The following is a 25,504-nucleotide window of genomic DNA, read 5'->3' on the forward strand; positions in this document are numbered from 1 at the left end:
GGATGTCGGGGACGGGCCTCAGCCCGTCGTCGCGCCCTCTGCAGCGGAGCGCACGAGTCGGGAGTACTTGGCCAGAACGCCTCGGGTATAGCGCGGAGGAAGTGGCTCCCAGCCGTCCCGGCGGGAGCTCAGCTCAGCCTCGTCGACGAGTAGGTCGAGAGTGCGAGCCGCGATATCGACCCGTATCAGATCACCATCGCGCACGAAGGCGATCGGACCTGAGTCCACCGCTTCGGGTGCTATGTGGCCGATGCACAGGCCGGTTGTGCCGCCTGAGAATCTGCCGTCCGTCAAGAGTAGTACATCTTTTCCGAGCCCGGCTCCCTTGATGGCGGCCGTGATAGCGAGCATCTCGCGCATTCCCGGGCCGCCCTTCGGTCCCTCGTAGCGGATGACGACGACATCCCCGGCGGCGATCTCCCCCGCCTCGAGGGCGTCCATCGCGGCGCGCTCCCGCTCGAAGACGCGGGCCGGTCCCTCGAACACGTTCGCGTCGAACCCGGCGGACTTGACGACCGCCCCCTCGGGGGCGAGCGAGCCGTGCAGGATCGTGATGCCGCCGGTGGCATGGATCGGATCGTCGATGGTGTGGATCACGGTGCCATCGATCGGGTCGGGGTCGAGGTCGCGCAGATTCTCGGCGAGCGTCTTGCCCGTCACGGTGAGGGCGTCGCCGTGCAGCAGGCCCTCGTCGAGCATCGCCTTCATGATGACCGGGATGCCGCCGTGGCGGTCGACGTCGTTCATCACGTACTTGCCGAACGGCTTCATGTCGGCGATGTGGGGGGTTTTGTCGCCGATGCGGTTGAAGTCGTGCAGGGTCAGATCCACCTGAGCCTCGCGAGCGATGGCCAGCAGATGCAGCACGACGTTGGTCGATCCTCCGAGCGCCATGGCGAGGGCGATCGCGTTCTCGAACGCCTCTTTGGTGAGGATGTCGCTCGTGGTGATGCCCAGGCGCAGCAGGTTGACCACAGCCTCGCCGGAGCGATGCGCGTAGTAGTCACGGCGACGGTCGGCCGCGGGCGGCGCCGCGGAGCCGGGCAGGCTGAGGCCAAGGGCTTCGGCGACCGACGCCATCGTGTTCGCGGTGTACATGCCGCCGCAGGCACCCTCGCCAGGCGCGAAGGCGCACTCGATGCGCTTGAGGTCGGCCTCCGTCATCCGGCCCGCCATGCACGCGCCGACGCCCTCGAAGGAGTCGATGATCGTGATGTCCTTCTCGGTGCCGTCACTGAGCTTCACCCAACCAGGGGCGATCGATCCGGCGTACAGGAAGACGCTGGAGAGATCGAGGCGGGCGCTTGCCATGAGCATGCCCGGGATCGACTTGTCGCACCCCGCAAGCAGGACGGTGCCGTCGAGGCGCTCCGCCATCACGACGGTCTCGACCGAGTCGGCGATGACCTCGCGCGAGACGAGCGAGAAGTGCATGCCCTCGTGGCCCATCGAGATGCCGTCCGAGACGGAGATGGTGCCGAACTGCAGCGGATACCCGCCGCCGGAGTGCACGCCCTCCTTGGCGCCCTGTGCGAGGCGGTCCAGGCTCAGGTTGCAGGGGGTGATCTCGTTCCAGCTCGACGCGATGCCGATCTGGGGCTTCTCCCAGTCGGCGTCACCCATCCCGACGGCGCGCAGCATGCCGCGCGACGTGGTCGCTTCGATGCCGTCTGTGACGACGCGGCTGCGGGGTTTGATGTCGGGAGCGGAGGTGTCTGACGCCATTCCTGCAGTCTATTGCGAGCGCTCGGCGCGGAAGGTGCCGAGCAGATCGAGCAGCACGGCCAGCGATGCGGCATCCGGAACGCGAACGGACGCCGCCGTCCTGCCTTCTCCGACGCGTACGCCGAGGTCATCGGGCCCGAGGCTCGCCAGGGCGTCCTCGTCGGTCACGTCGTCGCCCGCGAAGAGCACGGCGGTCGCCCCGCTGAGCTCTCTGAGGGCCTCGACCGCGGTGTCCTTGCCTTCGTGTCGCCAGGCGTACTCGAGGATGTCGCGGCCGACGCGCCGGCGCCACCGGGGGACGTGGGTGGTGACGAGCTCGTCGATCGCGTCGGTCGCCCGCACGGTGGCGGCGTCGTCCGCGAGGCGGGTGTGCAGCCCGAACCCGAAGGCCTTGGGCTCGATCCATGCGCCGGGGATGTTCGCGACCAGGTCGCGCGCGGAATCCACGATCGCATCCGCGTGCGCGCGCTCGGCGACGTCGTCGGCCATAGGACGCGCGGCGACGCGGCTGGACGCCGGGTGCCAGAATTCCGCGCCGTGCGATCCGGCGAGATGGATGAGCGACGCGTCGGTGTGCTCGGAGATCACGACCAGGTCGGCGAGCTGCCGTCCGGAGACGAAGGCGACCGTCGTGTCCGGCAGCGCCGTCAGACGGTCGATCGCCGCGATCGCCTCGGGAAGTGCACGGGCGCGCATCGGCTCGTCCTCGAGGGGCGCCAGGGTGCCGTCGAAGTCGAGCGCGATCAGCAGCCTCTCGGATGCCGCGATGCGGCGCACCGCGTCGACCGTCGTCTGGTCGAGCGCCGTCGTCTGGCCCAGCGCCGTGTCGTTCTCCAGCGCCGTGTCGTCGAGTTCCGAGGTCATCGTGCCGCCTCCGTCTGCGCGTCCTCGCGCTTGGCCCGCTCGAGTGCCCGCAGGAAGTCCCGCGACCAGGCGTCGACGTCGTGCTCCATCACGCGACGCCGGAGTGCGCGCATCCGGCGCCCTTGCTCCGCTCCCGGCATTTCGATGGCGCGCATGATCGCGTCCTTCAGGCCCTCGATGTCGTGGGGATTGATCCGGATCGCGCTGCCCAGCTCATCCGACGCTCCGGTGAACTCGCTCAGCACGAGCACCCCGCGGTTGTCGGTGCGCGTCGCGACGTACTCCTTCGCGACGAGGTTCATGCCGTCGCGGAGGGCCGTGACCAGCATCACGTCGGCGGCAAGGAACAGCGAGACCATCTCCTCCCGGGGGTAGCCCTGGTGAAGGTAGCGGATCGCCGAATGGCCCATCGTGTCGACGTCGCCGTTGATGCGGCTCACGGTCAGCTCGATCTCGTCGCGCAGCGACATGTAGGCCTCGACCCGCTCGCGACTCGGGCTCGCGACCTGCACGAGCGTGACGTCCTCGACGTTGAGCCGGCCCTCGGCGAGCAGTTCGCCGTAGGCCTTGAGCCGATGGCCGATCCCCTTCGTGTAGTCGAGGCGATCGACGCCGAGCAGGATCTTCTTCGGGTTGCCGAGGCTCTCGCGGATCTCCGCCGCGCGCGCACGCACCTCGGGCTTGCGGGCCAGCTGCACATACGAGGCCGCGTCGATCGAGATCGGGAACGCGCGGGCACGGGCGATGCGGGTCGTGCCGTCGGCGAGCGGCACGGTGATGCCGGACGCCTTCGTCTCGAAGCGCAGCTGCCGCCGCACGGCGCGCGCGAAGTTCCCGGCATCCGCCACGCGCTGGAAGCCGATGACGTCGGCGCCGAGCAGTCCCTCCAGAACCTGGCGACGCCACGGCAGCTGCGAGAACAAGCCGTATGCCGGGAAGGGTATGTGGTGGAAGTAGCCGATCGTCGCGTCGGGCCGCAGTTCGCGGATCATCTTCGGCACGAGCTGGAGTTGATAGTCCTGCACCCATACGGTGCCGTTCTCGGCGAGGGCGGATGCCGCAGCCTCGGCGAACCGCTGGTTCACGCGTACATACGCGTCCCACCAGGGACGGCTGTAACGGGGCTCGGCGATCACGTCGTGGTAGAGCGGCCAGATCGTGTCGTTGGAGAAGCCCTCGTAATAGAGCTCGACGTCCTCGGCGCTCAGCGAGATCGGAACGAGATGCGTCCCGTCGAAATCGAAGGGCTCGAGCTCGAGGTCCGGCTGTCCCGGCCATCCGACCCACGCGCCCTCCGCGCGGCGCATGACCGGCTCGAGGGCGGTGACGAGGCCACCGGGCGACCGCCGCCAGGAATGCTCGCCATCGGGATCCGTGACGCGATCAACCGGAAGCCGGTTCGCGACGACGACGAAATCTGCCTGAGGCACACGTGCTCCTGCCGGTGGGTGGCGCGGTCTTTCCAGGCTACCGTGCCCTCGCATCGCGATCAGCCCGGTGTCAAGGGGCACCATCCGAGCGAATGGTCGCGATAGCGTGGGGCCATGCGGAAGTACTTGTTCGGTAGCGGCATAATCCCGGCGATCGTCGGAGGACTCACACTGCTGCGCGGGTCGCGAGACAGCAGATTCACCTGGCGGGAGGCGCTGGGGTGGATCAGCTGGGGTATCACCTTCGCCCTCGCGGTCGGGGCGATCGTCGACATGCGCCGCGCCGCGATGGGTGCGCCCATCGACCCGGACTCACCCGCGCACGGGAAGGAAGCGAAGCTGCGCGCGAAGCGCCTTCGCAAGATCGAGGCGTCGACGCGGTAGTCCGAAGGCCGGGGGGCTCGGGCTTCGTGTCAGAGCTCGATCTCGTAGTGCACGAAGCCGGTGTCCTTGGCGACCCGGCCGTACAGCGAACGGGCCGTTCGGTTGTGCTCCTGTGTAAGCCAGTACACCTTCGCGCAGCCGTGCTCCCGCGCCCAGTCCCGGACATGCTCGATCAGCGCCGCGCCGGCCCCGGAACGCCGCACGGCCGGGTCGACATACAGGTCCTCCAGATAGCAGTACGGACCGGCCGACCAGGTCGCCGGATGCGTGAGCCAGTGGGTGATGCCGATTGCGTGGCCCCCGTCATCCCGAGCGATGGCGCCGTGGATCCCGGAGTCGGCGTCGAGGATGCGCTGGAACGTGAGCTCGGTCTGCTCCCGCGTCAGGACGCTCTCGTAGAAGTCGAGGTATCCCGACCAGAGCGACAGCCACTCGTCGTGGTCGGATGCCGTCAATCGCGCAATCGTCGTCACCCTGCCGAGGGTACTCCGACGCTTCGACAGGCTCAGCGACCGAACGCGGCTCACCGATCCGCCCGGTCCCCGAGCCTGTCGAGGGTCGCCCCTCAGCAATCCTCCCGGGTCCCCGAGCTGTCGAGGGGTCGCCCTAGCGGGTGAGGATGAGGGCCTCGCCCTGTCCCCCACCGCCGCAGAGGCCGACGGCCGCCGTGCCGCCTCCTCGACGGACGAGCTCGTGCACCGCGTGCACGACGAGGCGGTTGCCGGACGCACCGATGGGGTGGCCGATGGCGATGCCGCCGCCGTGGATGTTCACGACATCGTCCGACAGCGACAGCTCCGCCTGTGACGCCGCGACGACCGCGCCGAACGCCTCGTTGATCTCGACCAGGTCGAGGTCCGCGGGCTCGATGCCCTGCTTCTTGCACGCGTTGGCGATCGCCCGCGACGGCTGTGAGTGGAGGGAGTTGTCGGGGCCGGCGACCTGACCGGAGGATCCGATGACCGCGAGCACGGGCCACCCCTTCTCATCAGCGTGGGCCCGTGTGGTGAGCACGACGGCGGATGCGCCATCCGAGATCTGAGACGAGTTGCCGGCGGTGATCGAGCCGCCGGCGGCGAACGCGGCACGCAGACCGGCGAGGGTCTCCACCGTGGTGTCGGGCCGGATGCCTTCGTCCTTCGTGACGACCACCGGGTCGCCCTTGCGCTGCGGGATCTCGACCGGCACGATCTCGGCATCGAAGACGCCAGCAGCCTGGGCGGCCGCGGCGCGCTGGTGCGAGCGGGCGGCCACGGCATCCTGAGTCGTTCGATCGATTCCGTAGCGCTCGTTGTGCCGCTCGGTGGAGGCGCCCATGCTCTCGGAGTCGTAGGCGTCGGTCAGGCCGTCGTACGCCATGGAGTCGAGCACCTCGACGCTGCCGTAGTTCCAGCCGTCGCGAGAGCCCATCAGCAGGTGGGGCGAACGCGTCATGGATTCCATGCCGGCCGCGACGACGACATCCGCATCGCCGGTCTGGATCATGCGCTTCGCGTCGATGATGGCGGTGAGGCCGGACAGGCACACCTTGTTGACGGCGACGGAGTGCACGGACCACGGGATGCCGGCGCCGACGGCGGCCTGGCGGGCGGGGTTCTGGCCGGCCCCGGCTTGAAGGACCTGCCCGACGATCACCGCGTCGACGGCGTCGGCGGGGATGCCCCCGCGCTCGAGAGCGCCGCGGATCGCGATCGAGCCGAGCTGCGTCGCCGTCAGCGGGGCCAGCTGGCCCTTGAGCCGGCCCTGCGGCGTGCGGGCGGCGGCGACGAGCACGACGTCGCCGGTGTCGAGGGCGGTGCGGGAATTCATGAGGCCACCTTAAGCGCGTCGGAGACGAGAAGGGTCGGCTCGGTGGACTCTCGCACCTGGTCGACGGTGACGCCGGGGGCCGTCTCGACGAGCACGAGTCCGGCATCCGTCACGTCGATGACCGCGAGGTCCGTGATGATCCGGTCGACCACGCCCTTGCCGGTGAGCGGGAGAGAGCATTCGTCAACGATCTTGGCCGATCCGTCGCGGGCGACATGCTCCATCAGCACGATGACCTTGGCGGCGCCGTGCACGAGGTCCATCGCGCCGCCCGGTCCCTTGACCATCTTGCCGGGGATCATCCAGTTGGCGAGGTCACCGGTGGCGGAGACCTGCATCGCGCCGAGGATCGCCGCATCGATCTTTCCGCCGCGGATCATGCCGAAGCTCGTCGCCGAGTCGAAGAACGACGCACCGGGGAGCGTCGTCACCGTCTCCTTGCCGGCGTTGATGAGGTCGGGATCGACGGCTTCTTCGCTCGGGTACGGGCCTACGCCGAGGATGCCGTTCTCGGACTGCAGCACGAGCGTGACGCCTTCGGGCACGAAGTTCGGGACGAGGGTCGGCAGACCGATGCCGAGGTTCACGTACGAGCCGTCGGTGAGCTCGGCGGCCGCGCGGGCCGCCATCTCGTTGCGGGTGAGGGCCATGGCGGTCACGCTCCTTCCGGCATCGGGGCCGAGGTATCGGTCCGTGAGCCTGTCGAACGGTCGACGCTGACGGTGCGGCGCTCGATGCGCTTCTCGATGTCGGTGCCGACCTCGATGATGCGGTGCACGTAGATTCCCGGGAGGTGCACCTGGTCCGGATCGAGCTCGCCCGGCTCGACGAGCTGCTCGACCTGGGCGATGCACACCTTGCCCGCCATCGCGGCGAGTGGGTTGAAGTTGCGGGCGGCCTTGTTGAAGATCAGGTTGCCGTGCCGGTCGCCCTTCAGCGCGTGCACGAGGGCGAAGTCGGTGACGATCGCCTCCTCGAGCACGTACTCGCGAGGGGCGCCGCTGACATCGAAGGTGCGCACGTCCTTCACCGGCGATGCGACCGCGATGCCGCCGTTGCCGTCGTAGCGACGAGGAAGGCCGCCCTCGGCCACCTGCGTCCCCACGCCGGTCTGCGTGAAGAAGGCCGCAACGCCGGAGCCTCCGGCGCGGAGCTTCTCGGCGAGCGTGCCCTGGGGCGTCAGCTCGAGTTCGAGCTCGCCGGAGAGGAACTGCCGCTCGAACTCCTTGTTCTCGCCGACGTACGACGAGGTCATCTTGCGGATTCGCTTGGCGTTCAGCAGGATGCCGAGGCCCCAGTCATCCACCCCGCAGTTGTTGGAGACGATGCTGAGGTCGCTCGTTCCCTGCGCGAGCAGCGCTTCGATGAGGGCGATCGGGTTGCCGGAGAGCCCGAATCCGCCGACGGCGAGGCTTGCGCCGTCCGGGATATCGGCCACGGCTTCCGCCGCCGATGCGTACGTCTTGTCGATCACGTGTTGCCACTCCTTCGTCGAACACTGGTCGTCGTGGGCGCCGGTTTCGGTGCACCCTCGGTTTCGATGAGCACTGAGTTTCGGTGAGCACTGCCTTCGGTGAGCACTCTGGGTTTCAGCGAGCACTGCGGCGCAGAACCGCTGCCCGCGGCCCGGTGCGTGGCGTTCCGACAGGGTTGCCACATCCAATCTGCTCCCGTATGCACGCAGGTCTCAAGCGTTTGCTTGTGATGTGGGTTCCGTGGGACGTAGTGTCCACATTATGGAACGGACGACCTCGGTGCCCGGTGCCCAGGCGATCGCGCGGGCGGCGCGGCTGCTGCGGCTCGTGACGGCCGCCGGCGAGACGGGGGCAGGCGTCCAGGAGCTCGCGCGGCAGGCCGACCTCTCGCGTTCCACCGCCCACCGGCTGCTCACCGCTCTCCGCGTGGAGGGACTCGTCGACCAGGATGAGAACACCGCACGGTGGATGCCGGGGCCCGAGCTGTTCCTGATGGGCAGCGTCGCGGCCGCGCGGTACGACGTGACGGGTCTCGCGCGCGACATCGTGCGATCGCTCGCCGTGAAGACGGAGGAGAGCGCGTTCCTGTCCGTGCGGCGCGCCGATGAGACGGTCTGCCTGCTGCGCGAAGAGGGCAGCTTCCCGATCCGGTCGTTCGTGCTCAGCGAGGGCGTGCGGTTCCCGCTCGGCGTGGCGTCGGCGGGGCTCGCGATCCTCGCGTTCCTGCCGGAGGCGGATGTCGAGGCCTACCTCGAGCGGCATCCCGAGCTGCCGGAGCGCTTCGGGCGCCCGCACGCCCCCCGCCCGCTGCGTGCCCGCATCGCGGACACCCGCGATCGCGGGTACGCGGTCAACCCCGGGCTCATCGTCAAGGGCAGCTGGGGTCTGGGTGCGGCGGTCTTCAACCGCGCCGGCCAGCCGGAGTGGGCGCTGAGCCTGACGGGCGTGGAGTTCCGGTTCGGCCCCGATCGGCTTCCGTCCCTCGGCCGAACGCTGCTTGCACACGCCCACCAGCTCACGACCCGGATCGCGGCCTCGGGCCGCTGACCCGCCGGTGGTGCGCCGCGGCGGGGGGAGCGGACCGAGCACTCGGGAGCAGATCCGGGCGCGAAAGCGACGAATCCGCACCCCAGGGGCCTGCGGACCGCGGATCTGCTCCCCGGTGATCGGCGGCGTCCTGGGCCGACCGGCAGCTCGGCGCCCCCGGCGGGCCACACCCACCCGACCGGCGCGCGACGCACACGTCCGAACGGCCCCCGCCCCACGTACACAACGCAGGAGAACGGGGTCGAATCGGGCCACCAGGCGTCCCGAACTCGGCCCTGCACGGCGCTCAGTCCTGCGTTGTGTCCGCCGGGATCCTGGCGTGCTCGCGCACCACGGAGGCGACGGCGTCCGCGCCCCGGTCGGAGAGGGCGATCGTGTAGTGGTTCACGTCGGGCACCGGCACGTGCTCGAGTCCCGGATAGGCGGCGAGCAGTCCGGGCAGCCGATCCTCGCCGTAGAGGGGCGGAACCTGGTCGAGCAGTCCGCGCTCGGCGGTCAGGAGAACGGTCGGATGCCGCAGCCTCGCCAGCGCATCGACGATCGCCGTCCCGGAGTTCTGATCGATCGAGTCCTCCTCGAGCGTCGCGTAGCTCGTCGCGGGCCGCAGGTCGGGCTCCGCTCCCACGAGGTCGTACGCGAGGTACGCCTCGAGTGCCGGCGACCAGTCGCGCCGGAACGCGGGGTGCGCGCGCCAGAAGTCGAGGTACGCGTCGACCGAGGCGAACCGCATGGCCAGCCGTTCGGCCGTCGGGCCGAGCACGAGCTTGATGGTGCCCTCGGGCGACAGGCCGTCGGGCAGGTCCAGCGGCAGGCCTCCGTCCACCAGCACGATCCGCGACACGCGGTCGGGGTACAGGTCGCACAGCACGAGGGCCACGAACGCGCCCATCGAGTGTCCGACGACGATCGCGCGCTGCACGCCGAGCGCGTCGAGCACGGCGACCAGGTCCGCGGCGTGGGTGTCCAGCCCGGCGCGGCCTTCGAGGCCGTTGCTGCGCCCGCGGCCCCGGAGGTCGGGAGCGATCACCCGCGCGAAAGGCAGGCGCTCCGCAACCAGCGGCCAGGACAGGTGGGATGCCGTCACCCCGTGGATCAGGAGTACGGCGGGCGCGGCATCCGGATCCTCCGCTCCCTCGGGTTCCCAGACCCCGACCCGGAGGTCTCCCCCGGCCACGGGCACGTCCAGCGTTCGATAGGCGCCCGCGGTCATCGCGACGTCCACCCGCCGTCCATCGTGTACGAGGCGCCCGTGACCATTCCGGCCTTGTCCGAGACGAGCCAGCCGGCCAGCGACGCGACCTCGGTCGCCTCGACGAGCCGCTTGATCGCGCTCTCGGTCAGCATGACCTTCTCGACCACCTCGCTCTCGGGGATGCCGTGCAGGCGGGCCTGGTCGGCGATCTGCTTCTCGACGAGGGGTGTGCGGACGTAGCCGGGGTTGATGCAGTTGCTCGTCACTCCGTGCGGCCCCCCCTCGAGCGCGGTGACCTTCGACAGGCCCTCGAGGCCGTGCTTGGCCGCGACGTACGCCGACTTGAACGGGCTTGCGCGCAGGCCGTGCACGCTCGAGATGTTGACGATGCGCCCCCAGCCGCGCTCGTACATGGTGGGCAGCGCCGCGCGGATCAGCAGGAACGGCGACTCGACCATGAGCCGCTGGATCAGGCGGAACGCCTCTGGATCGAACTCCGGGATCGGGCTGACGCGCTGGATGCCCGCGTTGTTGACCAAGATGTCGACGTCGAGCGTCAGGTCGTCGAGGGCCGTCGTGGCCGCGAGGTCGACGGACCACGCCTCTCCGCCGAGTTCGGCGGCCACCGCGTCCGCCGCCGGTCCGTCCAGGTCGGCGATCACCACGTGTGCGCCGCGCCCGGCGAACTCCCGGGCGCAGGCCAGCCCGATGCCGCTCGCGCCGCCCGTGACGAGCGCGCGCTTGCCACTCAGATCCTGCTCGGTCATCGTGCATCCCCCTGCTCACGTGGTGCCAGTGCGTTGTGGATGAAGCGCATCATGTCGTCGAAGATGGCCGGCGGAAGCTCGGCCGGCGGCCGGCCATCGGCATCCCGCTCCCACAGCAGGAACCGCATCCCGATCAGCTCGCCCATCCCCATGAGCGCCCACGCGGTGATTCCCGGATCGAGAGCCGGGTCGACCTCGCCGACGGCCTGCGCCGCCCGCAGTCCCGATTCATAGCCTTCGACGATGCGCGTGTAATGCATGCGCAGCGTCTCGGGCGAGACGAACTCGGCCTCGCGCACGACCCGGTAGAGCGCCGGGTGCTCGGCGGTGAACCGGAAGAAGCCCGCGAATCCCGCGCGCTCGGCCTCGAGGCGCGTCGCCGCGCCCGCCATCGCCTCCGCCATCGAGTGGCGCACGCGGCGGTTCAGGTCGATGACCAGCGCCTCGAAGATCACCTGCTTGCCGTCGAAGTACAGGTAGAACGTGCCGAGCCCCACGCCCGCGCGCTCGGTGATCTTGACGATGGATGCCTCGTGGTAGCCGGACTCGGCGAACACGTGCTCCGCGGCCTCGAGCAGCCGGCGGCGAGTCGCCTCCCCCCGTTTGGTGAGCGGGCGACCGGTCGCCTGCGAGATGCCGGCGGCCTCGTCGTCGAGGGTCAGCGGGTCAGGAGCGCTCACGGCGCACCTCCTCCACGAGGGCCTGCGCGCGATCGCGGAGGCGGGAACGGGCGAGCTTGTCGATCGTCGAGCGAGGCAGCTCGTCGACGAAGGCGACACGAACGGGAAGTTTGAAGGCGGCGAGCACGGAACGAGCGTGCGCGAGCACCTCGGCCTCGTCGATCGTGCCGGATGCGACGACGAATGCGACGCCCCGCTCGCCCCAGACGCGATCGGGAACGCCGACGACCGCGGCCGCCTCGATCACTGGATGCAGCATGAGCGCCTGCTCGACCTCGGCGGGTGCCACGTTCTCGCCCCCCGAGATGAAGATGTCCTTGATGCGGTCGACGATCCGATAGACGCCGTCCGCATCGCGCGCTGCGAGGTCGCCGGTGCGCAGCCACTCCCCGGAACGCGCACGCTGGGTGGCATCCGGATCGCCGAGATATCCGACGAAGACGCTCGGTCCTCGTACCCACAGCTCGCCTGTGACCGGCCCCTCGAGCACTTCGCCGGTCTCGGGATCCGCGAGGCAGACATCGACGTGCGGGTAGGGGCGACCGACGGCGCCCGGATGCCGCGACGCGTCGGCGGGCGTGAGACAGAGCACGTTGGGGGCGGCTTCGGTAAGCCCGTATCCCTGAGTCAGTGTGACACCGCGATCGGTCCACGTGTCGAACAGGGCCGGCGGCATCGTCGCGCCGCCCACGAGCGCCGTGCGCAGGTGCGAGAGATCGGATGCCGCGAAGCGGGCGTCCTCCGCCAGCAGCTGGTACTGCGTGGGCACCCCCATCATCGTGGTGACCCGGCGCTCCTGCAGCAGCTGCAGCACGCGGGACGGCTGGAACGAGCGCTCGAGCACCACGGTCGCTCCCACCCACCACGCGAGCAGCGGCTGGCAGTTCCAGGCGGCGACATGGAACTGCGGAAGCATCGCCAGTACGACGTCATCGGCCGTGAGCTGCACGGCGCCGGCGAGTGCGAGGTTGTTCCAGAAGCAGTTGGCATGTGTCAGGACCACGCCTTTGGGCGCAGCCTCACTGCCCGAGGTGAAGATGATCAGCAGCGGGTCGTCGTCGAGCACCGCGCGGGTCTCGCGCGGGATGCCGAAGCGCGGGTCGCGCGGCGGCACGAGCGCCTCGACCCCGGTCGTGCCGAGCGTCGCGATGGGCGGCGCCTGGGCATCCGTCCCCATCCGCATCACAACCAGGGCATCGGCGGCCACGGCCTCGTATTCGTCCTCGACGAGCACGAGTTGCGCGTCGGCGCGCTGCGCGACCCCGGCCAGTTCGCGGGCGGTCAGGCGCCACGAGAGCGGGACGAACGCGACGCCCGCCTTGGCGCACGCGAAGAAGGCGACGACGTGATCGATGGAGTTGCCCGACACCGTGGCGATCCGGTCGCCGGCACCGTACCCCGCGCGGCGGAGTGCGAGCGCCAGTTCGTGCGCCCGGGTCTCGAGGTCGCGGTAGCCGATCGTGACGCCGCGGTCATCGATCGCGATGCGGTCCGGCGAGGCGACGGCCCGGTCGGTCAGCCACCGTCCGATGGTGTGCGCTCCGTCCGACGACGAGCGCCCGGCGAACTCCCATTCCCAGGTCACGCCTTCACCTCTTCGGGTGCGGTCTCGGCCGAGGCATCCGCATCGTCGAGGCGGGCGAGCGAGGTGCGGGCGCGCTCCCCGCGGCGACGACGCACCCACGCGTCGGCGGTGCCGGCGATGCCGCCCGGCAGGAACATGACGACGAGGATGAACAGCACTCCGAGGATGAAGAGCGGTTCCGACAGCGGAACGCGCAGCACAGCGGGAAGGCCCGCGATGGCGTCCGATCCGGCCAGCACGGTGAGGCGCTGGTCGAGGAGCGTGTACACCACGCCCCCCACGATGGCACCCCACCGGAACCCGACACCACCGAGCACCACCATGACGAGCACGGTGATCGTCAGATCGGCCGAGACGGAGCGGGGCACCGTGCCCGACTGCAGCAGGAGGTAGGCCATGCCGGCGAGGCTCGCGAGCAGCGCCGCGATCACGAAGATGATGAGCTTCGCGGTGTAGGGGCGAAGGCCCAGCACGCGAACGCGCAGCTCGTTCTCGCGGGTCGCCTCGGCCAGGTGTCCCAGGCGCGACGTGTCCACCCACAGCACGACGAGGTAGACGATCACGAGCACGGCGAGCGTGAACCAGTACAGGTTGCGCGTGTCTGCGACGCCGACGAGCCAGTCCGGCACGTTGTCGGTGTTGAGCCCGAGGCCCTCCTCGCCGCCCGTGACCTGGGGATTGCGCCGCACGAGCACCGAGCCGGCCTGCGCGAAGGCGAGGGTGACCATCGCGAACGGGATGCCCGACACCCGCATGCTCACGGCACCGGTGACGAGGGCGATGACGAGTCCGCCGACGAGCGCGATCAGGATGCCGGGAAACAGCGGAACGCCCGCGTTCTCGAGCACGATGCCGAGCCCGTAGGCGCCGGCGCCGAAGTACAGCGCGTGCCCGAACGACAGCATCCCGGCCGTCCCGAGCAGCAGGTTGTACGACAGCGCGAGCGCGGCGAACACCATGCAGAGCGAGAGCAGCGCGAGGCTTCCCGGCATGTATGTGGGGGTGGGCAGGATGCCGGGGATCGAGATGTTCAGCAGAGGCAGGATCGCCATGAGGACGACCAGAACGACGCCGACGATCGCCGGGATCAGGGCACGGATGTCCAGGCGCCTGCTCGCGGCATCCGGTCGCGCAGCCTCCGGTCCCTGAGCCTGTCCATCCGGTCCCGGAACCTGTCCATCCGGTCCCTGAGCCTGTCCATCCGGTCCCTGAGCCTGTCCATCCGGTCCCTGAGCCTGTCGAAGGGTCATGCCTTCCTCCCCAGCAGCCCCGACGGCCGCAGGAGCAGCACGACGGCGAGCAGGATGACGACGATGAAGTCGCCGGTGCCCTGCAGATAGAAGTTCGCGAACTGCTGCAGCACAGCCACCAGCACCGACGCGATCGCGGCCCCTGTGAGGGAGCCGAGTCCGCCGATCACCGTGACGATGAACGCGAAGATCAGCAGCGTGCCGCCCAAGTGGGGCGAGACGAAGGTTGTGTAGTGCATGGCGAGCACCCCTCCGATGCCGGCCGCCGCGCCGCCGATGGCGAAGACGAGGGTGAACGAGCGCCGCACGTCGATGCCGAGGGCCGTGACCATCGAGCGGTTCTCCACGCCGGCGCGGATGATCATGCCGTAGCGGGTCTTCTGCAGGAACAGCACGAGGCCGGCGAGCACGAGCGCCGCAGCGATCATCAGCACCCAGTAGGTGTTCGGGATCTTCGCCCCGAGCACCTCGGTGGTCTGCTTGAGCCACGGAGGGCCGGAGATGTTGATGGCGTCGGTGCCCCAGATGCCCTCGAAGAGGGCGACGGCCGCGAACGAGAGGCCGACCGTGACGAGCACCTGCTCGATGTGCCGCTCGTAGAGCGGGCGGATGAGCACCAGTTCCGTCAGGGTCGCGAACACCGCCCCGACGACCGCGCCGACGAGCACGGAGGCGAGGAACGATCCCCACGACTCGGTGCCGAGGGCCTGCGAGACCTGCCACCCGATGAAGGCGCTGAGGGTCAGGAACGCGCCGTGCGCGAAATTGAGCACGTGCATGAGGCCGTAGATCAGGCTCAGCCCGGATGCGACCAGAAAGTAGAGTGCGCCCAGCCCGACGCCGGTGATGAGGGTGAGGACGAGGGTGCTCATCTCGTGCCCTGCCCGGTCTGGGAGGACGGCGTCTGAGAGGGAACCGTCTCCGCGTGCACGCCGAGGAGGCGCCTCGTGAGGCCCTCGTCGTCCAGGATCTCGGTCGCCCGGCCCGTGTGCACGACGCGGCCGCCGGCGATCACGATCGCCCCGTCGGCGAGGCGGCGCACGACCTCGAGGTTCTGCTCGACGAGCAGGATCGGCACGATCTTCGACGCCTCGAGGAGCGCATCGGCGACCTGTGTCACGATCATCGGCGCGAGGCCCTTCGTCGGCTCGTCGACGAGCAGCAGCTGGTTGTCGTTGATGAGTGCCCGCGCCACCGAGACCATCTGCTGCTGTCCGCCGGACAGCGTGCCGGCCATCTGGTCGCGGCGCTGCACGAGGTCGGGGAACAGCTCGGCGACGAACTCGCGGCGGGGGTTGCGCTGCCGCTCGGCGAGGGCGAGGTTCTCGGCGACCGAGAGCCGGGCGAAGACCTCGCGGTCCTCTGGCACGTAGCCGACGCCCCGCTGCACGATCCGGTGGGTGGGTATCCCGTCGATCCGTTCGCCCGCGAGGCGCACCTCGCCCTTGCGCTGAATGAGACCCAGGATGCCGCGCAGCGTGGAGGTCTTTCCGACTCCGTTGCGTCCGAGCACGGCCGTGATCCCGGTCGCCGGCACCTCGAATGTCACATCCTCGACGACCTGCTGCCCGGCGATCGAGGCGCGCAGCCCCCGCACCTCGAGAATCGGCGCGCTCATGCGGCAGTTCCCAGGTAGGCGCTCTGCACGAGCGGGTTCGCCATGACGTTCTGCGGGGTGTCGAAGGCGATGAGCGTGCCGAAGTACATGACCGCCACCCTGTCGACGAGGCCCATCAGCACGTCGATGTGGTGCTCCACCATCAGCACGGTGCATCCCTTCTCGGCATGCATGCGACGGATGTTGTCGACGAGCCCCGGCACATCGCCCGACGCGACGCCGGCCATGGGCTCATCGAGCAGCACGATGCGGGCATCCGTCGCCAGGAGAACCGCGATCTCGAGCTTCCGCTTGTCGCCGTGCGAGATGTCACCCGCGGCCGTGTCGAGCTTGTGGCTGAGCCCGACCTCATCGAGCTTCGCGCGGGCGATCTGCGTGGCGGCATCCGACCGACGCGGAAAGCTCAGCAGCGAGTAGTTGCCGCCCTGCGCCACCTGCGCCGCGAGCCGCACGTTCTCGAGAACGCTGAGCCTCGGGAAGAGGCTGGATGTCTGGAATGTGCGACCCAGTCCCGCTCGCGCCCTCTTGGGCACGGACGTGCCGGTGAGGTCGGCTCCGTTCATCAGGATGCGACCGGACGTGGGCTTCATCACGCCGGAGATCACGTTGAACAGCGTGGTCTTGCCGGCGCCGTTGGGCCCGATGACGCCGACGATGGAGCCGGCGGCGACATCGAGGTCGACATCCTTCAGGATGGTTGCGCCGCCGATCTGCAGGCCGAGGCCTTCGATCTTCAGCGCGGACGGGACAGGGGTGCTCATGGTGCCTTTCAGCGGTCGAGGTGGAGCGGCCGGTTCACGACTACTCCGCCTCGGGCGGGGCCACCTCGTCAGCGCTGGCCGTGTCGACGAGCTCGGGGACGAACGTGCCGCCGTCGGCGACCAGCTTGGCCTGGTACATCTCCTGGATCAGCGCATGGTCATCGGCGCGCACGGTCATCGCACCCTTGGGACCGTCGAATTCGAAGCCCTCGAGAGCGTCGATCATCGCACCGACGTCGCCCTTGCCCTCCTTGATCGCCTGGACGATCATGATGGCGGCGTTGAAGCCGTCGGGGCTGAACAGGTCGGGCGTGCCACCCGCCTCCTCGATGGCCTCGATCATCGCCGCGTTCACGTCGTTGTCGTTCGCTCCGGGAAAGTAGTGATTCAGGAAACTGATCTTCTCGGATGCCTCGCCGTAGGCGCCGAAGGTCGCCGAGTCGCCGAGGCCCGTGACGACCGGGATCTCATCGAGCACGCCCTGCTGGCTCATCGCCTGCCACATCGCCCCGGAGGTCGCGCCTGCCCACGCCACGAAGACGAGGTCGGGGTTGCCGGCCAGTACCTGCTGCGCGAACGGCGTGAACTCCGTCACGTCCTCCGCGACGAGCACCGAGTTCACCGTGGCGCCCTGTGCGCCGAGGATCGCCTTGACGGCCGCCTCGTTGCCCTGGCCGAAGGCGCTGTTCTGCGCGAACACCGTGATCGTCTTGCCGTCGAGGTCATCGAGGAAGGTGCCGGCGGTCGCGACATCCTGGGCGCTCTGGCGGCCCGAGCGGAAGGTGTAGTCGTTGATGCCCGTGATCGCGTCGGCGGCGGCGGGGCCGGAGACGAACAGCACCTCGTTCTGCTCGGCCTGCTCGGCGACGGCGAGGGCGACGCCCGAGGACGCGCTGCCGCCGATGATGTTGATGCCCGACCCGATGAGCTCCTTCACGGCGGTGACCGCCTTGTCCGGGTCGCCGGCGTCGTCGGCGTACTCCACGACGATCTTGGTCCCATCGACCTCGTCCGTGCCGTCGGTCGCGTAGTCGAGACCCGCCTTGAAGCCGTCGAGGTACTGCTTGCCGTATCCGGCCAGGGGGCCGGTCTCGCTCGTGACGATGCCGACCGTGACCTCCTGGGGGCCGGCCGAGGGGTCAGCGGCGCCGCCGGTTTCGGCGGCCTGCGGCGCGCACGCCGCCAGGACGAGAGCGGCCGTGGCGACCACGGAGCCCAAGAGCAACTTCTTCGTTACGCGCATGTGAGTGCCTTTCACCATTGGAAGGTTGGTGCGGGAGGTTCTAACCTGAGAACTGATTCAGGTAACCGCAAATTTAGAAAGTTCTAGAAGTTTCGTCAAGCCGCGGGCACCCCGGACGGCCGGTCGTTACGCATTCGCTACGTGGGCCACCGATCGGGACCCGGCCGCCTGTGGGAATGGAGAACATGCCGGTGTTGGCATTGACCTCGCCGGACGGGCATAATCGACTCACGCTCCGCCTTTGGCGGAGTCCCCGCGATGACGCGCCCCGGCTGCGTCCTCGAGAGAGCGTCCGGAGTCCAGCGCCATCGCCTCGCCATCGGAGGTGCGGTGCTCCACATCCTTGACGTCTCGTCGCCGTCCGATCGGGTCGCGAGCACCGGCGGCGCCAAAGCCGCCGGCCTGCAGGCGCTCCAGCGCTCCGGGGAGCGCGTTCCGCCGTGGTCCGTCCTGGGAACCGATATCTTCGCCGAATTCGTCGATCGTGCACACCTGGCAGAGCTGATTACTGGGCTCGATTCGGCGCCCGAAGCCGCCCTTGCGGAGATCCGAAGTCGCATCCTCGCCGCGCCGCTCGGGCCTGAGCTGTCCCGGCTCCTCGCCGCGGCGCACGAGCGAGCGGGTGGAGGTCGCGTGGCCGTGCGCTCGTCGGGGCTCGATGAGGATGGCGACGCCGACTCGTACGCGGGGCAGTTCTCGACGGTGCTGAACGTCACGACCGGTCTCGAGTCCGCGGTGCGGGTGTGCTGGGCATCCGCGTTCTCCGATCGACTCGCGAGCTATCGGCTTGCGCGAGGAAGGTCCGTCTCGACGGCGGGGATCGCAGTCGTTGTCCAGGCGATGGTGGCCGCCGACATCAGTGGAGTGGTCTTCTCGGCAGACCCCATCACCGGCGATCGGCGGCGGCTGCTGGTGAGCACTGTCTACGGGCTCGGCGAGGGGCTGGTGGAAGGTCTTGTCGACGCGGACCTCCTGGTCATCGACCGTGCACGACGCCTCGTTCTCGAGACCGTCGTCGGTGAGAAGGCGAATCGTCGGGATGCGGCGGACGGTGACGGGATCACGACGTCGACCGTCCCGGACGCGGACAGGGTCGTTGCGGCGCTGGATGGCACCACTGCCGACAGGATCGTCGAGACGGCCCTCCGGCAGGAGCGCCGGCTGGGGCGGCCCGTCGACATCGAGTTCGCCGTTGCCGACGGAAACCTGTGGGTGCTGCAATGCCGCCCGATCACCGCGCTCCCGCCCGCACCGCTTCTGGGTGCGAAGGAGCGGACCGAACCTGGGGCACGGCGTATCTGGGACAACTCGAACATCATCGAGAGCTTCAACGGCGTGACGTCTCCGCTCACGGCGACGACCGCAGCAGAGGTGTACGGCCGGGTCTACCTCGAGTACGCCCGCTCTCTGCGTGTGCCGCCTGCGCAGCTGCGGCAGATGAGCCGCTGGACCCCAGCGATGCTGGGGATCTTCCACGGCCGTGTGTACTACAACCTCCTGCACTGGTACCGAATGGTCGGCATCGCACCCGGATACCCACTCAACCGGCGAGTGCTCGAGGTGGCCCTCGGTGTCGGCGAACCATTGGCGGCCGCGGAGGCCCGGCGGCTGCATCCCTTCGTCTTCCGCTCCCCCGTGCACCGACTGGTCTCGCGGACGGTGACGACGGTCGTCTACGCCCGCCGCCTCGCCGGAATCGACCGGATGATGGAGCGGTTCACGCAGGACTTCGCCCGCGCCTACGACGACTTCGATCGGGACGACCTCGATTCGGTTGCGGGCGACGAACTGTACAGGCGCTACCGAGCCGCCGTCGATGATCTCGTCAAGCGGTGGGGGCCGATGATGGTTCTCGACGCGATCCTGCTCACGCTCTCGGGGGCGATGTACGCGCTGACGAAGGCGTGGCTCCCCCGCGCGCCCGAGTGGCTCATGTACGCGGTGGTCAATCCCGGGCTCAACGTTGAGTCGGCCGAACCGGCGCTGGCGATGCGGGAGCTCGCACGCAGCGTGCGAGATGATCCAGAGCTCGCCGACTTCCTGGCGGCCACGCCGCCCGCGGAGGCGTACGAAGCGCTCGCCCGATCACGGTGGACGGCCTTCGCGCGAGCCGTGGACCAATACATCGGGCGTTTCGGCTACCGGAGCGTCGACGAATTGAAGCTCGAGGTTCCCGACCTTCGCGAAGAGCCGGCGAGCCTGTTCCTCATGCTGCGCAGCGCGACCGCGGATGCTCCGCTGACGGCTGGTCCGGATGCCGACGTCTACCTCGACGAGCACCTCCGAGGCATCCGGCGAACGCTCTACGAGCGTCTGCGCCGCAAGACGAGCCGCGCGGTCGGTCATCGTGAGACCCTGCGGTTCCGCCGGACCAGGGCGTTCGGGATGGTGAAGCGGACCCTTCGCGCGCTCGGGCGCGACTTGGTCGCACGCGGCGTGATCGACGAGTTCGCCGACGTCTTCCTGCTCACCGTGGACGAGCTGCGGGACGCCTACGAGGGCGCGCCGAACGGGCCGTCCTACCGCCACCTGGTCGCCGCGAGGCGCGCAGCGCAGTCGCGCGATGCCCTGCTCGTCGCTCCCGCGCGCTTCGTGACCTCGGGCGACGACTTCGGGGCACCCGCGCTGGCCGAACAGGGCTGGGTGCCCGTGGCGGCGACGAAGGCGGCGACTCTCGGCGCCGTGCTGGTAGGCGTTCCATCGGCCGCCGGCATCGTGCGCGGCACCGCTGTCGTCGTCACCGAACCCGCCGACATCGCCGGGGGTATCCTCGTCGCCTACCGCACCGACCCCGGCTGGGTCGCCATCCTCCCCTCCGCCCGCGCCCTGGTGATCGAGAGGGGCAGCCCACTCACCCATCTCGCGATCGTCGCGCGCGAGCTCGGAGTGCCCACCGTGGTCCAGCTGCCGGACGCCTCGACGCTCATCCGCACCGGGATGCACATCGAGGTCGACGGTGCTGCGGGCACGGTCACGATCCTCGACGACGAGAGAGAGCAAGCATGATTCCCGCCACTGCGTTGCAGGGCGAGCGACCCGATCGCGCCCCCGAGCAGATCGCCGCCATCTTCTCGGCCGTGCGCAACCGTGTGCACCTTGCACCGGACGCGATCGTCGTACACGAGGGGTCCCTCGCCGAAGGCTTCGGGAATGCGGGCTCGGACGTCGACTTCCTGGTGCTCATCGCCGGCGACGAAGAGACGCCGACCATGCCGACCGTGCTCTTCGAGGCGGGGCGCCGCGTCGAGGTGCGCACGCGGTCGGAAGCCCAGCTGCGTCGTCAGCTCGAGCTCGCGGCGTCGGGCGAGGCGGACGAGGACGTACTGAACCGCGTGCAGCGGTTCCTTCGCGCGCAGGAGGTCGCGCGCGACGGCCGGGCTCCCGATCTGGATAGACTTCGCGCGCTGTTCCCCTATCCGGATTTCACCGCGCACATGCAGCGGTGGTGGCGCGAACGGGCCGAGCAGGCGCTGCTCTTCGCCGTGGCGCTCGCGGCCCTCGGGGATGACGAATCGGCCCTCGGATGGGCTCGCGACGGACTCGACCAGGCGGCGAAGTCATGGCTCGCGGGACAGGGCGAGGGCTACATCGAGACGAAATGGCTCCCGAAGCAGTTCGACCGATCCGCCGACCAAGAGACGCAGGTCCACTATCGGTCCGCTCGGACCGGCTCCTTCCTCGATGCACTGGCGAGCGCGGCCGCGTTCGGCGTCGACATTCCGGCCGATGGCGAGAGTCTTGTGCTGCGCCGCATCCCCGATGTCACCACATGGCCCATCGCCGGGCGCCTGCACGTCATCCGGGGTCGTGCGGACGTTTTCGTGCTGTCGGACGACGCCGCGCCCGCATGGCGCTCGGTGGTCTTCGGCCGTCCTCTCACACAACTCGACACGCGGCACCGACCGACCATCGCGAGGTTCATCCAGCTGGGCCTCGTCGGCCTGCGAACGGGCACCGAGCCGGTGCGGCCCGCCCTTGCGATGTGTCCCGTGTTCGAGGGATCCACGCCGTCGCCCACGTCGCATCGACCCGCCCTGGGGCTGCGCGGCGCGCATGCATCGAACAGCGAGCCGGTGAGTCTCATCGCCCTTCCGGCAACCCGGTTCGTGCGCAGCGCAATCGCGCTCGTCTGGGCGAACATCGTGCTCGAGAACGCCCGAGAAGACCTTGACGGCGCGATAGCGAGCGGTCAGTCCGCCGTGGCCGGCATCGCCGCAGACCGCCTCGTGGCCATGGGCGTGCGAGCGGTCGTCTCGGCCTTCGGCGTCGATCCGCTGCCCGCCGACGTCGCCGCCGGTGCTACGGTGCGCTGGATGCTGCCCGCGGAGGGATGGCGACGCGACGAATTCCTCGAGGCGCTTGCCACGGCACGGACGGATGCCGAGCACCTCGTGCGGTTCACGGAGGTCGTCCGCGACGTCGTCGGCGGCTCGGACTTTCCCTCCTCCTTCGCCTCGAGGGAGGAATGGCGGCGTACCCTCGATATCGGCTACGACTGGCTGCGGCTGGGCGGATACCTCGACACGAGCTTCCCGCTCGACGAGGCCCGCGATCTGCTCGAGTCCGGCGGCTCACAGCCGCTCGCGGCCGGCAGCGCATGAGCGTCCTCATCACCGGAGCGAGCGGCGAGCTGGGCCGCGCACTCGTCGGCCGAGTCGATGATCCGGTCGGACTCGTCCATTCTGCCTCGATCGGGGGCATCCGCACCGTCCGTGGGGACGTGCGCGAACCGGCGCTCGGCCTGACGAGCGGCATCCTTGCCTCGCTCGATGACGTCCAGTGCATCGTGCACTGCGCGGCGACCACCGACTTCGGTCTCGACGACACGGCCTACGAGACGCTGAACGTTCGGGGAACGGCACACGCCATCGGCGTCGCACGCGACCTCGACGTGCCGCTCGTCTACGTCAGTACGGCGTATGTCTGCGGAATGCGCGGGGGCACGGTCCGCGAGGACGAGCTCGATGTGGGTCAAGCGTTCGGCAACGGCTACGAGAGCAGCAAACTGCGTGCCGAGACCCTCGTGCACGCCGCGGCCGCGCACGGGCTGCGCGCCGCGATCGTCCGCCCGTCCATCGTCGTCGGCGACAGCCGAGACGGCTCGATCGGCACGTACAAGAACCTTTATCCCATCCTCAAGCTGGTGGTCGAGGGTCGGCTCCAGACCTTGCCCGGTCGCTACGACGCGAAGCTGTCGCTCGTCCCGATCGACTACGTCGCCGACGCGCTCGCATCCGTCGTGCGGCAGATAGATCAAGCCGTGGGACGGACCCACCACCTTGTCGGGGCGGACGACATCTCGCTGCGGCAGCTGTCGGACATCTTCGCCGAGTATCCCCCGTTCTTCATCGCCCGGTATGTTCCGCCGAGCGCGTTCGCGGTCGCCGACCTGCCTGCGGTCGAACGCGGCTACTACCGCAGGTTCGGCGAGATGTACGCCAGCTATTTCAATCGACGCGTGACCTTCGATGCGACGAATACGGATGCACTCGTGGAGCGGCCGCGCCCCGGCACGGGTCCGGACTACCTGCGACTCCTCATCGATCACTGCCTCGAGAGCGGCTATCTCGGCGGCCGTCCCGCAGGAGTGGAGCCAAGATGACCAGCTCGCGTGAAGAGCCGATCCGTTACCACCGCGACACCTATTACCTCGAGTCGGTCCAGCAGCTCGGGGCTGACGCCAGGCCCTTCGCCGAGCGTCATGGACTGCTCCTGCTGAAGCCCGACGCGATCGTCGCCCGTGGTGTGGAGCCGACCCTCGATTGGCTTGCCGCCAACGGATACCGAGTGGTGGCCGCCCGCGAGATGGCCGTCGACAGACTGCGGGCCCGGGCGCTCTGGTACCACAACTGGCACATCGCGTCTCCCGAAAGGCGCACGATCGCCGATCTCATGGTCGAGCTCTCCCCCTCGCTCCTGCTCGTCGTCACCGACGACCGATCCGGCCCGGTCGCACCGCGACTGACCGAGGGAAAAGGGCCGACGGCACCGAAGGACCGACGCCTCGGTGAACTGCGACATCTGCTGGGCGGCAGCACCTACCTCTTGAACTTCGTGCACACCTCAGACACCGCGGCCGAAGTACTGCGGGAGCTCGGTGTCTACTTCGGCGCACGCGATCGTCTGGCAGTGGTGCACGAGGCGCTTCAGGGGCTGGATCGCGAGGCCGACGCTCGCCGGATCGCGGCGAACCTGTACGAGTCAGCGCCCGAGCAGTCCTTCGATCTGGACGTCGCCAAGTCGGCACTCATCGAGCAGCTCAACGCCTCGAACCTGCGGCCCGATTCCCAGGGCACGGAGTGGGCGACCGCGCTGCGCGACGCCTGGCACCAGGGCACGCCACTCGATCCGTGGCCGACGATCGTCGTCGGCGCGAGTGTGCTCCCCATGCGCATCCCCCCGCCCCGACCGATCGACCACGACGTCGACCTCGACGAAGGAGCCCAGGATTCCTAAGCCGAGTTACAACCGCACGATCCATCGCGATCTCGTCCACCGCGCATCGGTCGCCGAGGTCTTCGTCACCGGACTCCGCGCGACCGACGACGGGCGCCACGAGGCCGCGATCCAGCTCCCGCGCTCGCACGCCTACTTCGGCGACCATACGGAGGCATGGCTGCGCAGCGGGGACCTGCTCCTGTTACAGGAGGCATTCCGCCAGAGCGGAATGGCCGTCATGCACAGATTCCACGGCCTGCCGACGTCGACGGCGTTCCTGCTTCGCACCCTCGAGATCGAGGATGTCGCCCAGACGCCGTGGCGCCGTGACCCTTCACCGGCGCGGCTGGTGTGCGATGTCTCGCTGGTCCGACCGTTCCTCGCCGGGGATCGGCTCGTGGGCGGGCTCGTGGCCATGGCGCTGAGCCGTGACGGCGCGCCGGGGGCGAAAGCACAGTACAGCTTCTCCGGTACCACGCGCGGCCAGTGGGAAGCTCTTCGCGCATCGGCGCGCGAGGGGCTCGGCCTTACCGGCGAACCACGAGCGCTCGCGCCGGGCGAACGGGCCTCGCCGGCCACCGTCGGACGCATCGACCGCCGAAACGTCGTCATCACCGAGCCTCGTGAATCCGAGGAGGGCCTCCGTGCCGACCTGGTGGTGGACACCGACCACGCCACTCTCTTCGACCATCCCCTCGACCACGTTCCGGGTGCCCTCGTCGTCGAGGCGGCACGGCAGCTGGCTGTGGCGTTCGTGGGCAAGAACACCGAAGAGCCGATGGAGCTGCGCAGGCTCACCGCTCGATTCACGAGCTTCATCGAGCTGGATCTCGTCGCCACGGCGACCGCGGTGGCGACGTCGGAGCGGGACGATCTGTCCGTCGTCTGCCAGGTGAGCCAGAAGGGAAGGGATGCGGCATCCATCACCCTTCAGTACCGGCCGGTGCGGGCATGGACGTAGACACGGCGCTGACGTCGACGCGGGCCTTCCGCCGGCGGCTCGATCTGTCACGTCCGGTCGATCGGGCCGTCATCTCGGAGTGCCTCGACCTCGCGGTGCGTGCCCCAAGCGGCTCGGATCGCCGCGCATGGCAGTTCATCGCGGTTGACGACCCAGGGCTGCGCGTACAGATAGGGGGTTCTACCGGCGCGGCTTCGAGGAGAACCTCGCGGGTCGCGGGCTCCCGGCATCCCCCGATCTGGACTCGGCCCGCTACCTCGCGATGAATCTGGGCA

The 25,504-nt window shown here is 69.3% G+C and carries 24 protein-coding genes; 8 read left to right on the forward strand and 16 right to left on the reverse strand.

Annotated elements, in window-relative coordinates; translation table 11 throughout:
* Nucleotides 1–18 precede the first annotated feature (18 nt).
* Genes ilvD through ACPW96_RS08620 form a run of 3 tightly spaced genes read right to left on the reverse strand, consistent with a single transcriptional unit; the run spans nucleotide 19 to nucleotide 4,073 of the window.
* Nucleotides 19–1,725, reverse strand: coding sequence for a dihydroxy-acid dehydratase (gene ilvD, locus ACPW96_RS08610; RefSeq protein ID WP_425820305.1), 1,707 nt, complete (start codon nucleotides 1,723–1,725; stop codon nucleotides 19–21).
* 9 nt (nucleotides 1,726–1,734) lie between these two features.
* Nucleotides 1,735–2,589 (reverse strand): trehalose-phosphatase, encoded by an 855-nt coding sequence (gene otsB / locus ACPW96_RS08615; protein WP_425882739.1) that lies wholly within the window; start codon nucleotides 2,587–2,589, stop codon nucleotides 1,735–1,737.
* Nucleotides 2,586–4,073: an alpha,alpha-trehalose-phosphate synthase (UDP-forming) gene (locus ACPW96_RS08620; protein ID WP_425820579.1), complete on the reverse strand. Its 1,488-nt coding sequence runs from the start codon at nucleotides 4,071–4,073 to the stop codon at nucleotides 2,586–2,588. The genes otsB and ACPW96_RS08620 overlap by 4 nt, the downstream gene beginning before the upstream one ends.
* 60 nt (nucleotides 4,074–4,133) lie before the next feature.
* On the opposite strand from ACPW96_RS08620, the gene ACPW96_RS08625 reads away from it, so the two are divergent.
* A complete protein-coding gene (locus ACPW96_RS08625; RefSeq protein ID WP_425820303.1) occupies nucleotides 4,134–4,403 on the forward strand; it encodes a hypothetical protein in 270 nt (89 codons plus the stop codon).
* Nucleotides 4,404–4,432: 29 nt separating this feature from the next.
* On the opposite strand, the gene ACPW96_RS08630 is transcribed toward ACPW96_RS08625, so the two are convergent.
* From ACPW96_RS08630 to ACPW96_RS08645, 4 genes are all read right to left on the reverse strand, one after another.
* Entirely contained in the window at nucleotides 4,433–4,876 is a 444-nt protein-coding gene (locus ACPW96_RS08630) for a GNAT family N-acetyltransferase (protein ID WP_425882740.1), read from the reverse strand.
* Between the two features lie 133 nt (nucleotides 4,877–5,009).
* Nucleotides 5,010–6,212 carry an acetyl-CoA C-acetyltransferase gene (locus tag ACPW96_RS08635; protein ID WP_425882741.1) on the reverse strand — a complete coding sequence of 401 codons (1,203 nt, stop codon included), beginning with the start codon at nucleotides 6,210–6,212 and terminating at the stop codon, nucleotides 5,010–5,012.
* A complete protein-coding gene (locus tag ACPW96_RS08640) occupies nucleotides 6,209–6,862 on the reverse strand; it encodes a CoA transferase subunit B (protein ID WP_425882949.1) in 654 nt (217 codons plus the stop codon). The genes ACPW96_RS08635 and ACPW96_RS08640 overlap by 4 nt, the downstream gene beginning before the upstream one ends.
* Before the next feature lie 5 nt (nucleotides 6,863–6,867).
* Nucleotides 6,868–7,686, reverse strand: a complete 819-nt coding sequence (locus tag ACPW96_RS08645) for a CoA transferase subunit A (RefSeq protein ID WP_425820300.1) — start codon at nucleotides 7,684–7,686, stop codon at nucleotides 6,868–6,870.
* Between the two features lie 262 nt (nucleotides 7,687–7,948).
* Between ACPW96_RS08645 and ACPW96_RS08650 the strand changes: the two genes are divergently transcribed.
* Nucleotides 7,949–8,734: an IclR family transcriptional regulator gene (locus ACPW96_RS08650; RefSeq protein WP_425882742.1), complete on the forward strand. Its 786-nt coding sequence runs from the start codon at nucleotides 7,949–7,951 to the stop codon at nucleotides 8,732–8,734.
* A 286-nt stretch (nucleotides 8,735–9,020) separates the two neighbouring features.
* On the opposite strand, the gene ACPW96_RS08655 is transcribed toward ACPW96_RS08650, so the two are convergent.
* From ACPW96_RS08655 to ACPW96_RS08695, 9 genes are read right to left on the reverse strand one after another with little or no spacing between them, the layout of a single operon-like run.
* Nucleotides 9,021–9,944: an alpha/beta fold hydrolase gene (locus tag ACPW96_RS08655; protein ID WP_425882743.1), complete on the reverse strand. Its 924-nt coding sequence runs from the start codon at nucleotides 9,942–9,944 to the stop codon at nucleotides 9,021–9,023.
* Nucleotides 9,941–10,693 carry a 3-hydroxybutyrate dehydrogenase gene (locus tag ACPW96_RS08660; protein ID WP_425882744.1) on the reverse strand — a complete coding sequence of 251 codons (753 nt, stop codon included), beginning with the start codon at nucleotides 10,691–10,693 and terminating at the stop codon, nucleotides 9,941–9,943. The genes ACPW96_RS08655 and ACPW96_RS08660 overlap by 4 nt, the downstream gene beginning before the upstream one ends.
* On the reverse strand, nucleotides 10,690–11,373 hold the full coding sequence (locus ACPW96_RS08665) for a TetR/AcrR family transcriptional regulator (RefSeq protein WP_425820296.1): 684 nt from the start codon (nucleotides 11,371–11,373) through the stop codon (nucleotides 10,690–10,692). The genes ACPW96_RS08660 and ACPW96_RS08665 overlap by 4 nt, the downstream gene beginning before the upstream one ends.
* Nucleotides 11,360–12,958, reverse strand: coding sequence for an AMP-binding protein (locus tag ACPW96_RS08670; protein WP_425882745.1), 1,599 nt, complete (start codon nucleotides 12,956–12,958; stop codon nucleotides 11,360–11,362). Before ACPW96_RS08670 ends, ACPW96_RS08665 begins: the two co-directional genes overlap by 14 nt.
* On the reverse strand, nucleotides 12,955–14,208 hold the full coding sequence (locus tag ACPW96_RS08675; protein ID WP_425882746.1) for a branched-chain amino acid ABC transporter permease: 1,254 nt from the start codon (nucleotides 14,206–14,208) through the stop codon (nucleotides 12,955–12,957). The genes ACPW96_RS08670 and ACPW96_RS08675 overlap by 4 nt, the downstream gene beginning before the upstream one ends.
* Complete coding sequence (locus tag ACPW96_RS08680) at nucleotides 14,205–15,080, reverse strand: branched-chain amino acid ABC transporter permease (RefSeq protein WP_425820294.1); 876 nt, start codon at nucleotides 15,078–15,080, stop codon at nucleotides 14,205–14,207. Before ACPW96_RS08680 ends, ACPW96_RS08675 begins: the two co-directional genes overlap by 4 nt.
* On the reverse strand, nucleotides 15,077–15,826 hold the full coding sequence (locus ACPW96_RS08685) for an ABC transporter ATP-binding protein (RefSeq protein ID WP_425882747.1): 750 nt from the start codon (nucleotides 15,824–15,826) through the stop codon (nucleotides 15,077–15,079). Before ACPW96_RS08685 ends, ACPW96_RS08680 begins: the two co-directional genes overlap by 4 nt.
* Complete coding sequence (locus tag ACPW96_RS08690; RefSeq protein WP_425820292.1) at nucleotides 15,823–16,587, reverse strand: ABC transporter ATP-binding protein; 765 nt, start codon at nucleotides 16,585–16,587, stop codon at nucleotides 15,823–15,825. Before ACPW96_RS08690 ends, ACPW96_RS08685 begins: the two co-directional genes overlap by 4 nt.
* A 40-nt stretch (nucleotides 16,588–16,627) precedes the next feature.
* Nucleotides 16,628–17,830: a substrate-binding domain-containing protein gene (locus ACPW96_RS08695; protein ID WP_425882748.1), complete on the reverse strand. Its 1,203-nt coding sequence runs from the start codon at nucleotides 17,828–17,830 to the stop codon at nucleotides 16,628–16,630.
* Between the two features lie 330 nt (nucleotides 17,831–18,160).
* Here ACPW96_RS08695 and ACPW96_RS08700 point away from each other — a divergent pair, with 330 nt between their 5' ends.
* The 6 genes from ACPW96_RS08700 to ACPW96_RS08725 are packed head-to-tail and all read left to right on the forward strand — an operon-like array spanning nucleotide 18,161 to nucleotide 25,495.
* On the forward strand, nucleotides 18,161–20,836 hold the full coding sequence (locus ACPW96_RS08700) for a phosphoenolpyruvate synthase (RefSeq protein WP_425882749.1): 2,676 nt from the start codon (nucleotides 18,161–18,163) through the stop codon (nucleotides 20,834–20,836).
* Nucleotides 20,833–22,431: a hypothetical protein gene (locus tag ACPW96_RS08705; protein WP_425820289.1), complete on the forward strand. Its 1,599-nt coding sequence runs from the start codon at nucleotides 20,833–20,835 to the stop codon at nucleotides 22,429–22,431. Before ACPW96_RS08700 ends, ACPW96_RS08705 begins: the two co-directional genes overlap by 4 nt.
* Nucleotides 22,428–23,432, forward strand: a complete 1,005-nt coding sequence (locus tag ACPW96_RS08710) for an SDR family oxidoreductase (protein WP_425882750.1) — start codon at nucleotides 22,428–22,430, stop codon at nucleotides 23,430–23,432. The genes ACPW96_RS08705 and ACPW96_RS08710 overlap by 4 nt, the downstream gene beginning before the upstream one ends.
* Nucleotides 23,429–24,286, forward strand: coding sequence for a nucleoside-diphosphate kinase (locus tag ACPW96_RS08715; RefSeq protein WP_425882751.1), 858 nt, complete (start codon nucleotides 23,429–23,431; stop codon nucleotides 24,284–24,286). The genes ACPW96_RS08710 and ACPW96_RS08715 overlap by 4 nt, the downstream gene beginning before the upstream one ends.
* Nucleotides 24,207–25,229, forward strand: coding sequence for an AfsA-related hotdog domain-containing protein (locus ACPW96_RS08720; protein ID WP_425882752.1), 1,023 nt, complete (start codon nucleotides 24,207–24,209; stop codon nucleotides 25,227–25,229). Before ACPW96_RS08715 ends, ACPW96_RS08720 begins: the two co-directional genes overlap by 80 nt.
* Nucleotides 25,220–25,495 (forward strand): nitroreductase family protein, encoded by a 276-nt coding sequence (locus tag ACPW96_RS08725; protein WP_425882753.1) that lies wholly within the window; start codon nucleotides 25,220–25,222, stop codon nucleotides 25,493–25,495. The genes ACPW96_RS08720 and ACPW96_RS08725 overlap by 10 nt, the downstream gene beginning before the upstream one ends.
* Nucleotides 25,496–25,504 lie beyond the last annotated feature (9 nt).

This window comes from Micromonospora sp. DT81.3, from assembly GCF_049847225.1.
Classification (GTDB): Bacteria; Actinomycetota; Actinomycetes; order Actinomycetales; family Microbacteriaceae; genus Microbacterium.